The organism is Paenibacillus sp. JT31N11 (genome assembly GCF_056269285.1).
This window is the reverse complement of record NZ_JBWDNQ010000001.1, coordinates 1,478,482-1,491,676: the sequence shown is the minus strand read 5'-3', so window position 1 is coordinate 1,491,676 and position 13,195 is coordinate 1,478,482. Positions and strand designations below refer to the sequence as shown.

Annotated in this window: 8 protein-coding genes; all 8 read right to left on the bottom strand. The window is 55.1% G+C overall.

Annotated elements, in window-relative coordinates; all coding sequences use genetic code 11:
- Positions 1–15 precede the first annotated feature (15 nt).
- Positions 16–2,403, bottom strand: a complete 2,388-nt coding sequence (locus tag AC0YNV_RS06510; RefSeq protein ID WP_475766820.1) for a glycoside hydrolase family 95 protein — start codon at positions 2,401–2,403, stop codon at positions 16–18.
- Between the two features lie 7 nt (positions 2,404–2,410).
- The gene (locus AC0YNV_RS06505; RefSeq protein WP_475766819.1) at positions 2,411–3,877 is read right to left on the bottom strand and encodes a DUF5060 domain-containing protein; all 1,467 of its coding nucleotides are present in this window, start codon (positions 3,875–3,877) and stop codon (positions 2,411–2,413) included.
- On the bottom strand, positions 3,874–5,340 hold the full coding sequence (locus AC0YNV_RS06500; RefSeq protein WP_475766817.1) for a DUF5060 domain-containing protein: 1,467 nt from the start codon (positions 5,338–5,340) through the stop codon (positions 3,874–3,876). Before AC0YNV_RS06500 ends, AC0YNV_RS06505 begins: the two co-directional genes overlap by 4 nt.
- 235 nt (positions 5,341–5,575) lie before the next feature.
- A complete protein-coding gene (locus tag AC0YNV_RS06495; RefSeq protein ID WP_475766815.1) occupies positions 5,576–6,934 on the bottom strand; it encodes an ABC transporter substrate-binding protein in 1,359 nt (452 codons plus the stop codon).
- Positions 6,935–7,010: 76 nt separating this feature from the next.
- Positions 7,011–8,393, bottom strand: coding sequence for an ABC transporter substrate-binding protein (locus tag AC0YNV_RS06490; protein ID WP_475766814.1), 1,383 nt, complete (start codon positions 8,391–8,393; stop codon positions 7,011–7,013).
- Positions 8,394–8,614: 221 nt separating this feature from the next.
- Entirely contained in the window at positions 8,615–9,307 is a 693-nt protein-coding gene (locus AC0YNV_RS06485) for a hypothetical protein (protein ID WP_210045957.1), read from the bottom strand.
- A gap of 70 nt (positions 9,308–9,377) precedes the next feature.
- Positions 9,378–10,259 carry an ABC transporter ATP-binding protein gene (locus tag AC0YNV_RS06480; RefSeq protein ID WP_475766812.1) on the bottom strand — a complete coding sequence of 294 codons (882 nt, stop codon included), beginning with the start codon at positions 10,257–10,259 and terminating at the stop codon, positions 9,378–9,380.
- Positions 10,260–10,261: 2 nt separating this feature from the next.
- Positions 10,262–13,195 carry an ABC transporter permease gene (locus tag AC0YNV_RS06475; RefSeq protein ID WP_475766809.1) on the bottom strand — a complete coding sequence of 978 codons (2,934 nt, stop codon included), beginning with the start codon at positions 13,193–13,195 and terminating at the stop codon, positions 10,262–10,264.

The following is a 13,195-nucleotide window of genomic DNA, read 5'->3' as shown; positions in this document are numbered from 1 at the left end:
CCGCCGGATTCTGCGTTAAAGAGCTTCACTCCTGTCCATCTCGCCTGCGTTTCCCATAAACGCTGAAGCGCGCAGCTCACGGCGCACCGGGGTCAGGAAATAAGTTCTGCCCGCTTCTGCTTCGAATTCCGTGATGAACCCGTCTGAGGTTCGTGCGACCTCCGCCTGATCCGCAGCGATATGCAGCGTCATCAGCGGATAAGCGTATACGACCCGGCATAATCCGCTCTTCGTCGCGATAATCCGGCAGCCTGCAAGCTGTCCATCAGCCCATTCCAGATCGACTGTATAACCGCCACGCGCCCTTAGTCCCTGAACGCTGCCCTGCTTCCAGGCGCCTGGCAGCGCCGGCAGCAGATTCAATTGTCCGCGGTGAGACTGCAGCAGCATTTCCGCAACGCCCGCCGTTCCGCCGAAGTTGCCGTCAATCTGGAACGGGGGGTGATTGTCGAACAGATTCGGCAGCGTGGAGTTGGCAATCAGCAGCTTCAAATGCTCGTAAGCCTTCTCCTGCTGTTCCAGCCGCGCCCAGAAATTCACAATCCATGCCCGGCTCCAACCTGTATGTCCCCCGCCGTTTTCCAGCCTGCGCTCCAGCGCCCGCGCCGCCGCCGCCGCCCATTCCGGCGTATCGCGGACATGGATCATTTCCCCGGGGTACAGGGCGAAGAGATGGGAGATATGCCGATGTCCCGCTTTGGCCTCATCCCAGTCCTCCAGCCATTCCTGCAGCTGGCCGTATTTGCCGATCTGCGGCTGAGGCAGACGGCGCAGCGTATCCTCCCATTTGCGGCAAAGCATCTCATCCGTCGGCACCATCTTCGCCGCCTCCAGGCACGCGCTTAGCAGCGTATACACAATTTGCGTATCCATGGATGGAGCCATGCAGAGCGAGCCCACTGCTCCATTGGAACGGATAAACCGGTTCTCGGGTGAAGTGGAAGGTCCGGTTATGAGCCGTCCCTGCTCATCCTCCGTCAAGTAGTCCAGGAAAAAATCCGCCGCTTCGCGCATGACCGGGAACGCCTTCTCACGCAGAAACGCCTCATCCATGCCGAACCTGTAATGCTCCCAAAGATGCAGGGAAAGCCAGGCCGCGCCCATCGGCCATACCGATGCCGGCATATGATTGCCTTCGATTTGCGTCGATCCCCACATATCCGTATTATGATGGGCGACGAACCCGCCGCAGCCGTATATTTCGGAAGCCGTTCTTCTGCCATTGGGCCTCATCCGCTCGATCAGATCGAACAGCGGTTCATGGCATTCGGACAGATTGCATGATTCGGCAGGCCAATAATTCATCTCCGTGTTGATGTTGATCGTATACTTCGACTCCCAGGACGGGGTATAGCTCTCGTTCCATATGCCCTGCAAATTCGCAGGATTGCTGCCGGGGCGCGAGCTGGACATGAGAAGATAGCGCCCGTACTGGAAATATAGCGAAATAAGCGGAAGATCCTCTTTTCCCTCCTTGAAGCGATCCAGCCGCACATTGGTCGGGACCTTCTGCGCAAGGGCGCCGCTGTCAGGGGACCCGAGCTCAAGCCGGACCCGCCGGAATTTGGCGGTGTGCTCCGCAGTATGGTCCCGCTTCACCTCCATGAAGCCTTTGCTTGCCGCCGCCTCCACCTGCCGGAGGCATTCCGCTTCGGGGTTGTCGAAACGGAATGTCGTGGCTGCCGACAGATAGAGCGTGACCTCCTCGGCATGGCGGACCAGCAGAAAATCCCCGATCGTCTGCACCGTTCCTCCCTTGGCGGAAGCCTTGAGCGCGGTGCAGAAGGAAATGCCGTTCTTCCCGCATTCCCCCTTCATCAGCAGGCTGTCGCCGGTTGGCGTGGCCGTGCCTTCGTCGAAGGGGCGCCGGCTCAATTGAAACCGGAGGTTCAATTTGCCCGGCGTTTCGCTGGCGATCCGGATGACGATCACCTGATCAACCGAGCTGCTGAACATCTCGCGCTCGTAGCGTACGCCGTTCAAGCGGTACCTTACATGCGCGATTCCCTGCCCGATATCAAGATCCCGGTAATAATCCGAGATCATCTCCTTCTCCCCATTATGGTAAATGTTCAAATCCCCGAGCGGCTGATACGGATTCAGCGATTTCGGAATCGACATCATCCCCATCTGGGCCAGCTCCTCCGCCTCCTGCTGCCGCCCTTCCCTGAGCAGCCGCCTGACTTCGGGCAAATTCCGTTTCGCCTCGGGATTATCTCCGTTCTTCACACCTCCGTACCACACGGAATCTTCATTCAACTGCAGCCTTTCCAGATAGACCTTGCCGAAAATCATTGCTCCCAGCCGTCCATTGCCGATCGGCAGCGCCTCATCCCAGATTTTGGCCGGTTTGTCGTACCAGAGCTTTGATGAATAGGGTGCGGATTCCATTGTTTTATCCAAGGCCGTGTCACTCTCCCGTTATAGCGTTACTATCCTCGTTGACCCTTTGAATCCGTAAAGCATAATAAAGCTCCGACGGCAGCTCGATGCGCGATCTTCCTTCAAACCTTCCCTCTAAAGGGGTTACCGTCATGTTCCAGGTGTCGATCAAATCCGCTTTGTACGTTCCTTCGGGGAAGGCAAATTCCCGGAAAGCAAAGCGGTGCGGGCCGAAATACTGAAAATAAAAGTCGCCGGCGATTTCCAGCGTTGAAGCGTCGTAGCGAGCGGTGCAGTATTTGATCGAATCCGGCGCCTCCGCGAGCAGCCGCGCCAGAAAAGCGATCCGCGGCACGCTTGCTCCATGGAGCTCTCCTCCATGCGACCACCAGAGAATATCGTCTGGATGGACGTAGGTTTCCCCGTGCGTCACATAGCCGCCGCGGAACGTCCCTTCCCAAATCCGGCATACCATCTCTTCCGGCGTAAGACTGCCCCATCGGGTATGGATGTTTCCTTCATAACCGCATTCGTCGATCACGACCGGCTTGCCATAATTGCGCGTGCATCCGGAAACGGCCTTGACATCATTGGTTTGAATGCTGGCGTGGGTAACCCAGGGCTTACCGTAATCGTACCGCTCGCGGCAGTTATGGATCGAACGCAGATGATTGCCGTAATCGCATTCCTGAACGATGCGGAAATACCGGTCCCAATCCTCCGGCTTTTTCTCTGTCATCAAATCATATTCATTGGCGAGCGACCACCATACATTCCGGTAAGCGGCCAGTCTGGCGAGCGTATAGCGCAGGTAGCGCTCATCCTGCTCCGCGTTCATCCGGTCGAAGCCCCAGCGCCCCTTGTCGTACGGGTGAAACAGAATCAGATCCGCCTGGATGCCGAGCTCGGACAGCGCCAGAACATTACGCTCCAGCTCCCCGAAATATGCGGGATTGAATCTCGCAAGGTCGAATCCGTCCCTTGGCGATCCATCGAACGGATAATGCTCCGGCTCATCGGGATTAAACAGGTACGACTTTGGAAACAGACACATGCGAAGCTTGTTGAAAGGCGAAGACTTCAGTGTCTGCAGCGTTTTCTCCCGCAGCTCCCCGTCTTGCAGATGCCAGACATAGCATGTTGTGCCCAGCGGAAAATAGCGGGTACCGTCCTCATATCCGAAGAGTGTCTCGTCCTTGACCCGCACTGGTCCGTGATTGCCGGCCGAAGGCGGGGTGCAGTGAAATTCCCCGACAATTTTGTCCAGATACCGGCAGCCGCTTACGGTCGTATATGTCCAGACGCCCTCCGTTTCAGGCATGAAACGGACCCGGTACACGCCGTCGCCGTCATAGAAGCCGTCGGCCTCGAACTCCTGCGTTCCTATTCTGAACCGGGCTCCAAACTGTATGTCGACAAACGGATTGCCATCGTCCGGCCCCGCCAGACTGAGCTCAAACACGCCCCAGCGCTCTACCTCTTTCGTAACCTTCAAGCGATTTCACTCCTTGCGAAGCCATGATTGTTTTTGCGGATGCGCAGAGCCATATATGGGCGGCTGGGAAGCTCGACACGGAAGCGTCCCCGGATCGAACCGATAACCGGAGTTACAGTCATGTTCCAGGCATCGATCAGCTCGATGGAATACGAGCCTTCCTCCGGCAGGGCTACTTCATAATAGGCATGCTGATGCCGTCCAAAATAATACAGGAAATACTCGCCATTTCTTGCAGAGCCCAGCCAATCCTCAGGTCCTTCCTCCAGAATCCGGCGCAGGAAAGCGATTCTGTCCATGCTTTCCCCGTACAGCGCGCCGCCCGACGATACCCATGCCCGCGTTTCCTTATCGGTGAAGGCTTCACCGTGGGTGACGTATCCCCCCCGCGCCGCCGTTTCCCAGCAGCGGTGCGCCATCTCCTCGCCGGAGATGTTGCCCCATCTCCGGGAGCTGTTTCCCTCATAGCAGATTTCATCGATCACGACCGGTTTCGCGGCCATGCTCCGCCACTGCGTCGTCAATTCGGGATCCCAGTGCTGAATGCTCTGGTGGGTAATCCAGGACTTCGTATAATCGTACAGCAGCGAGGATTCGTACATCTTGGTGCCGTTGTGAATGGAACGCAGATGCTGGTAAGGATCGATGCGCTGGACGAATTGAATAAGCCTGTCCCAATCCTCCACTGTCTTGAATTTATTGAAATCATATTCATTGGATAAGGACCACCATACATTCCGGTAGGCAGCCAGGCGTGCAATGACATACCGCAAATAGAAAAAATCGGTTTCCCGGTCCATGCCGTCGAACCCCCACTCGCCTTTATCGTATGGGTGGAACAGGATCAGATCGGCCTCGATTCCAAGCCGCTGCAGATCTCCGAGCCTTTGCTCCAAATGGGCAAAGAATACCGGGTTAAACCGCGAGCGGTCCGCATCCTCCGGACAGGTTCCGGCAAAAGCGATATGCGGCGGTCTCATCCCCCGTGTCGGCAGTATGCACATCCGCACTTTATTGAAAGGGGAGTCCTGCAGCGTCAGCAGCGTCAGCTCCTCATTCTTGTCATCCCCATGGTGGGTCCAATGATAGCAGGTCGTGCCAAAAGGCCTGTACGAGCTGCCGTCCTCATAGACAAACAGGTAATCGTCCTTCACCCGTACGGGGCCGTGATTGCCAGGTGACGGCTGGATGCAGAGAAACTCGCCGCGATGGCCATCCAGCCCGGTGAGGCTGCTTGATGTTTCGTATCTCCACGGCCCGGTTTCATCCGGCATGAAGCGGATGCGGTAAACGCCATCGCCGTCATAGAAGCCTTCCGGCTCAACCGTGCGGTTTCTGTATTGAAAACGTGCGGAGAACCGGACGTCCCGGTACGGATTTTCTTCCCCTTCGGACGGGACATTAAAGCTTAGCTCCAACATTGCCCATCGTTCCACTTCCTGCATAGTTTGCCGGACTTCCATCAATCGTTTCGCACTCCTTTCATCCCGATCGTTGCCCTCATTATACTGCGATCCTTTTCGCCGATTATAGGTGATGATCACTTAATCTATAGGTGATTTATGCTATCAGCCCGCGGCAGGGACATAAGCTTTCCCGCGGGCTAAAGGAAGACACGCTGCGGGATTCGGCTTTCGATGCCACATTTCGATGAAGAACGAAAGACAACATAGGTGGAATCAGTCTCATAGGGCTGTCTTACTGGTATTGGGTTCCGTCGCCCCCTGCCTCCACGGCCGCCTTCGTTTCCGCAAGCTGCTTGTCGATCATTTCATTGACGACCCGAAGCGCCGTGGAGCTGTCCTTGGACTGGTCAAATATATTGGGCTGAAACACCTGCTGCACCGGAGGGTTGATAAACGTCAGACCCGGCTTGCGGGATGCTGGCATGGCGCTTTTCAGAGCAAAAATACTTGCGGTATGCTTATCCTTCATCTGCGGAATATTTTGCGCGAAGGCCTGCTGGACAGCCTCGCTGTTCAGCGGGCTGATGAGCGCGTCCCTGGATCTGGCATCCTGAACCTCATCCGACAGCAAATACTGGATCACCTGAAAAGCAAGATCCTTATGCTTCGACTCCTTCGTGATAAACAGACCGTTCGCGTTCGGCTGGTATTTGTACGCCGGCGCTTCCGGAAATACAGGAACTGATGCGATGTCGAAGTTCAAATCGGGATAATCGACAGACCAATTCAGCACATTCTCGATCACATCCACCGACATCGCCATCTGCCCTTTGGGGAAGTCGGTTGTCGTGGTGAACTGGTTGCCGGGGATTTCATAGAAGCGTCTGATGTTGTTGACGATTTTCAGCCATTCCGTCGAATCCAGATCCCCCTTGTCTTCATTCGGATCCAGCACGGGCTCGGACAGCTGATTGTAATACATATAATGGCTCGGATGCTGCTGGTAGCCCTTGTAGGTGATATCGCCATCCTGACGGGTCATCTTCTGGGCCAGCGAATAGATTTCGTCGTAGGTCATGCCGTCCTTCGGGTAATCCACGCCGTATTTATCGAACAGGTCCTTGTTGTAGACGAGAACATAATCGTTTAATTCGAATGGCAGCGCGTACAGTTTGCCGTCCGATGCCGTTTTGGTCTTTTCCATGCTTCCCGGGTCCAGCTGGTTGATATCGAAATTATATTTTTTGACCAAATCCGACATGTCATATTCCAGGCCGAACTTCTCGATCATGCGATGGGTATTGCGGTACGTTTCCTCGAGTACGATGTCGGGTATGGTTCCTTTGGCCATCAAATCCTCATACCTCGTGCCATCGTTCCAATGGACATGCTTCAGCGTAATATCGGGAAACTTCTTCCTGATATATTGGCCGATCAGGCGGTCGAAGCTGGCTTCGTCCTCATAGGTTTTATTCTGGGCCGTATAGAAGAACAGCTCGTCATCACCCGAATCTGTCCCGTCTGCGGCATTGTTGCCTTCTGCGGTCCCGGACGTCTGGCCGGCAGTGTCCGCGGACTCGGTATTATTAAAGCATCCGGCGGCTCCAACGAGCATAATAAGTGATGCAAGCAGCAGCATAATCTTTTTCATTTTATGTATCCTCCTGATTGTTGGCAGATATATGGATATAAAGACCTCCCCATTCAGGAGAGGCCTTCGCAAACTGTTATTGATAGGCGGTTCCGTCGCCTCCGGCTTCTATCGCCGCCTTGGTCTCGGCCAGCTGTTTGTTGATCATTTCATTGACGACCCTAAGCGCCGTCGCGCTGTCCTTGGACTGCTCGAATATATTCGGCTGGAACACCTGCTGCACCGGCGGGTTAATGAACGTCAGGCCCGGTTTGCGGGGCGCCGGCATCGCGCTTTTCAGAGCGAACAGCGCTTCGGTATGCTTGCTGCTCATCTGCGGAATATTCTGGGCGAATGCCTGCTGGACCACATCGGAGCTCAGCGGCCCGATAATCGCCTCCTTCGCTCGTTCGGCCTGCACTTCATCGGAGAGCAGGTATTGAATAACCTCGAAGGCAAGCTCCTTGTGCTTGGACTGCTGGGTGATGAAGAGCCCGTTCAGGTTGGGCTGATATTTGGCGCCCGGCGCTTCCGGAAATACGGGCACCGACGCGATGTCGAAGTTCAAATCCGGATTTTCGACCGACCATCTCAGAACGTTCTCCAGCACATCGACGGACATGCCCATCTGCCCTTTCGGGAAGTCAGTTGTCGTGGTGAACTGGTTGCCGGGAATCTCATAGAAGCGTCTGATGTTGTTGACGATCTTCAGCCAATTGTCCGAATCCATCGCGCCTTTATCCTCATTGGGATCAAGCGAAGGCTCCGACAGCTGGTTGTACATCATATAATGGCTTGGATGCTGCTGAAGTCCTTTATAGGTGATATCCCCGTCCTGGCGGGTCAATTTCTTGGCCAGCTCGTAGGCTTCATCATATGTCATGCCGTCCTTCGGATAATCCAGACCGTATTTATCGAAAATATCCTTGTTATACGCCAGTACAAAATCGCTCAATTCAAAGGGCAGCGAATAAATTTTGCCGTCCGAAGCCGTTTTAATAACCTCCATGCTTGCGGGGTCCAGCTTGCTGATGTCGAAGTTGTACTGCTTGATCAGATCCGACATATCGTATTCCATCTTGAATTTCTTGACCATTCTGGAGGTATTGCGGCGGACCTGCTCGAACACGATATCCGGAATCGTGCCTTTGGCGATCAAATCCTCGTATCTCGTGCCGTCGTTCCAGTGGACATGCTTGAGCGTAATATCCGGGAACTTCTTCTTGATGTACTGGCCGATCAGCCGGTCGAAATTCGCTTCGTCTTCATAAACCGGATTTTGTGCGGTATAGAAGAAAAGAGTGTTGTCGTCCGCCTCACCGCCCGTATCATCGGGGGTCGTCGGTGTATTCTCCGTTCCGGGGTTCTCCGCGGTATTGGACTGCTCCGGCGTCCCGCCGCCATTATTGCTGCCTGTGCAGCCGGCTATGCTTGTGAGCGTCAAAATAACCAACAGAGCCGAGATGAACAATTTTTTCATGAACATGGATTCCTCCCTTTTAGGATCAATCTAATTTAGAAGCGCTTTCATTACGAAGTGCGTGCCTCGCTCAACTTGGCCGCATCCCCCCCTTAATCATAGATAGAAAAGGCCAAACTCCATTCATAGCGAGCTCCTTACTAAAATTACCATGGAACAAGAGCAGAATTATGGGCTTATATTTTCACCTTTATAGGCGGTTTGCTTCATCTGGGGGCGGCTTATTCAGCGTCCGCCGCCCAATGGATGGCCGCATCGAAAAGCTTCCAGCCCTCGTCGGTATGATAGATGATGTCCTCCGGTGACAGATAGAAAAACACGCGGCGTGCGGGTGCTGCATTCCCGATCATATTTTTCGCTCCCGTATCGTAGGCGCAGATGAGCGCTTTCTTGTCGTCATCCGGAGCCGTCGCAATCACCGACACCTCGCCGCCCGGCACCACGAACTGGAAGCTGCCGTCGGATTTGTAGACATCCACGCTGCCGCTAAGTCCGGCGGCCATCGGATGCTTGCTGTCCTTAATCGTAATGGTCTTGCCGATAAATTTGCCGTAGTCGGTATTCTCCTGTGTGCCGGATACATCGTTATAGCTCATCACCTTCGGAGAAGAATAGATGACAGGAACGGGGGTATTATACAGCTTCGTGCCGATATTGCCGGCGCTGCTGATGGAGGAGTTGATATAAACAAGCGAGTAGTTCTTCGCTTTCTCATCCGTAATCTCCCGGTCGGTCATCTCTGTCACTTCATAGCCAAGCTCTGTCAGATGGCCTTTCGTCAGCGTATCTCCAATGGTGTCGTTGCCGACATAGATAACCGTTTTCTTCTCCGGCTCATCCGAAGCGGAGTTTGAGCATGCTCCCAATGCCACCGTCATCAACACGGCAGCCAGCATCAGAATCATACGTTTCATTGATTCGATTCCCCCATCCCAATTCGATATTGACTAGCTTATTCCAGCGTATTTCTGCCCTTGACGCCAGCTATTGCGGCGGCGACAGCACGATCCTTCCTTCCTCCAAAGTCACCCGGATTTTGTTCTTGTTCTTCATGCCGATCGCATCGAGATAGGCAGACGGAATTTGCAGACGGCACGCCCTGTCCAGTACCGCATATTCGATATGCGACTGCTCCGGCTGCTCCGCTCCGGCGCCGCTGCCCAGTTCCTCCAGCTCCTGCGCATAGGATTTGCGCCGGATCATTTCCGAAGACGTCTTGCCGTCGCGGATCGCGATGACGCGGTCCACCTTCCCGGCCAGCAGCGGGTCGTGGGTGACGATCACGATCGTCAGTCCGAGGCTGCGGCACAGATTCCGGAACAGATCGAGGATCTGATTGGCCATATTGGAATCGACCGACCCCGTCGGTTCGTCGGCAAGCAGCAGCTTCGGATGATTGGCCAGCGCAATGGCGATGGCCACCCGCTGCTGTTCGCCGCCGGAAAGCTGGTTCAGCCGGTTTTTCCGCCGGTGGCTCAGACCGACTGCATCGAGCAGCTCAAGAGCGCGGATCTGCTTTCGCCGTCCCTTCAGCAGAATGGGCAGCTCGACATTCTCCTGCGCGGTCAGGTACGGAATCAGATTCCGGGCGTTGTTCTGCCAGACAAAACCGACGCTTTCCCGCTTATAGAGGACCAGCTCATTTTCCGATATTTGCAGCAAATCCTTCCCGTCCACAGTCACCTGTCCGGCGGTAGGGCGGTCAAGCCCCCCAAGCACATTCAACAGGGTCGATTTGCCGCTTCCGCTGTTGCCGATAATCGCTGTCAGCTCCCCGGCCTCCACATGCAGATCAAGACCCTGCAGGGCCACCACTTCCAAATCGGCCCGCTTATAAATTTTCACCAGATTTTCACACCGGATCATCTTCAATCCTCCCCCAGTTTGACAGCCTGGTGAATCCGGATGCGGGACACGGTATACCCAAGGATGAAAATGCCGATGAGCACCATTCCTGTAACAATGGCATACAGCCGCAGCTGATCGCGCGCATCGAAGGTCACTTCAAACGGCAGCACCTGCGTCTTGGGATCGAAGGACATTTCGAACAGCCGTACGAACAAGCGGCTCGTCACATTGCCGCTCAGCATCCCCATTCCGATAGCCGCACCCGAAATCAGCAGCTGTTCGACGATCAGCATGCCGATCAGCTGGAAATAAGAGATTCCCATCGCCCGCAAAATGCCGAATTGCAGCGTCCGCGATAGAAGCGAAAGCACCCAATAGAGCAGGAACCCAAGAAATGTAATGACGATCGAAATCATAAAATCAAGCGTCATCACGCCGTTGATGGCAAGCTGGAACGGGTCGTTAAGCTCCTGGATCCGCTCCTGATTGGCATCCCGCAGCGAGAGGATATCATAGCCTTTATCCACAACGTCGTTGTACACGGTTTCGCTTGACGTCCCCGGCTTCAGCCTCAGCCAGACCTCATAGGGCTCAAGCCCAAGACTGTTCTGGATATAGGACAGATTCCCGATGACGAGATTGGGCCTGCCGGACTGGTTGGAATCACTGTCCTCCGCAGCCGTCTGCGTCTGGGCGCCCGCGCCGGGATTCCAGGACGGCCAGTAATCGACGATGCCGTATACGATGAAATCAACGGCTTCCACGCCATACCAGCCAAGTTGAATGAGATCTCCCGGCTTCACGCCGTGCTGCTCCGCCATCGAGCGGGAAATAAGCACGGCAGACGGATCAGAGGCAATCAGATTCAGATAAGAGCTGAAGGAATAGTCGAGCAGACCGTCTCTCATCCACCCGGTTTGACCAAATTCATAGGTGTCGATCCCCATCATTTCGACCTTATCCTGTTCCCTACGCTGCGGATTGGCGTCACCTCGTCCCTTCTCCTGCGTATAATAAGAGACTTCCTTCTTGATAAACACCTTCGCAGCATGCTCCACGCCCGGGATTTGGGTGAAGGGGAGAAAAGAAGGCTCGCTGTACTGCGTCTTTTGCGGCGCCGCAGCGGATGCAGCGCTTTCGGGCGACCCCCCCTCTTCCCCCTCCTCGTTATCCGTCATCCCGGATAACAGAATGGGAGGCGCGTCGTTCTCCCAACGGATTTGCAGAGCCATATCGGCCCCGGTCCCGTAATTGATTTTATCCGCCACATTTTTGTTGATGGTGCGGTTTGCGCTCGCGCTGAAAATGCCGGTCGCGATTGTAATGATCAGAAATACCATAATAAACTTGAAGGAAGCGGACGTGCGGCCGATCTGGATCAGCGTGTAATACAGCGACGCCGGCCACCACCGCCGGCCGATCAGATAAATCAGCTTGATCAGCCATGGATAGAGCCGCAGCAGCGCAAGGCCCAGCCCCAGCACGAAAAACGCCGGAATAAGAAACAGCAGCGGATCGACGCTCAAATCGGAGGTGTTGATCCCTGAGGCAAGCAGACGGCTCAGCCTCGTTTCGTAGCTCTGCAGACCATATAGCGAAATGCCGATCAGTATGATATCAATGAAGTATTTGTGCCAGAACGACGGCTTGTTGGCCTGCGACTGCTGCTGTTTATGCGCCACGATCGAGAAGCGGGTCGCGAGCAGCACCGGAAGCAGTGTCATCAGCAGGGAGGCGATCACGGCGAGGGAGGCGTATCCGAACGCCTCCCGGTTGACCGAGGCGTCCAGCCTGGCGCGCTGCACGAATTCCAGAAACCCGCTGGATGCGCCCAATACCCGGGTGATCAGGACGCCCAGATACGGACCAATGAGAAAGGCAATCACCCCGAGCACCAGCCCTTCGGCCGTGTAGCTTAATATGATTTGCGTGCGGCTGGCTCCCCGGCTGCGCAGTACGGCGATCTCCGTCTTCTGCCGGTCCGTTATCAGGTTCGCCACCATGTACAGATAGAAGCCGAGCATCAGAAAAACGGGCACATTCAGCGACCAGAGCAGTATCCTCAGCTTTGCCTGTTTCTCCTTGTACTGATTCAACGTCGTCAAGGCGGGAACATTCTTGGAATAGCTCTCATAATTCCCCGCCATATGGGCGCTTATCGAACGGTTGCCGGCAATGAAATCGTTCATGGACCGCAGCGTCATCTTCGTGTAATCGAGAGCGAAATACCAGTAGCTTGCCTTGATCGCCAGCTTGCCTCCGGCCGTAAATTCCCGGTCGAACAGATCAAGACCGATCAGAAAGCTGCTCTTGTAGCTGCTCGACGTGTTGTACCAGAATAAATCCCCGGCATCCTTCGGTTCGATGACGCCGACCGGCTTCACGCGGATGCTTTGCTTGACCTTGTCATCCCTGATCGTAAAGACATTGCCGAGAACGAGGTTCATCTCGGACAACGCATCCGGTACGACAAGCGCCTCATATACGCCATCGACGGGCTCATCCTTCGGCATCCGTCCGTCCACAAGCCGGCTGTGGCTCCCGGCATCGCTTATCACGGTGAAATTTGCCCAGCGCAGCTTGTTGACATCCATTTTCTCGGTGTCGGAGGGCAGGAAGCTGTACACCTCGGTCGACCGTTCGCGGACAAATTGCTGAACCGGTATGCCAAAGCTTGCGCCAGCCTTGTCTTTCATATAATCGTCGGTAGCCCGATAGCCGGAGCCCTGCTGTGCGCCCGGGCCGCTCGCGGTCAGCCAGTAAGTGCCGGGATACTGCCCGCTGTCCGTCTGCAGATTCCGCAGCTGCTGGCTCAGCATCCGCTGCAGAATGGCGCTCGTATAGATCGGCATGCTGCTGGTCAAGGCGACGGATAAGACAAGGCCGAGCAGCAGGCTGAGCTCCAGCCATTTATTGCTGACCATTTTGCGCAGGATCATGATCAATAATGCCAT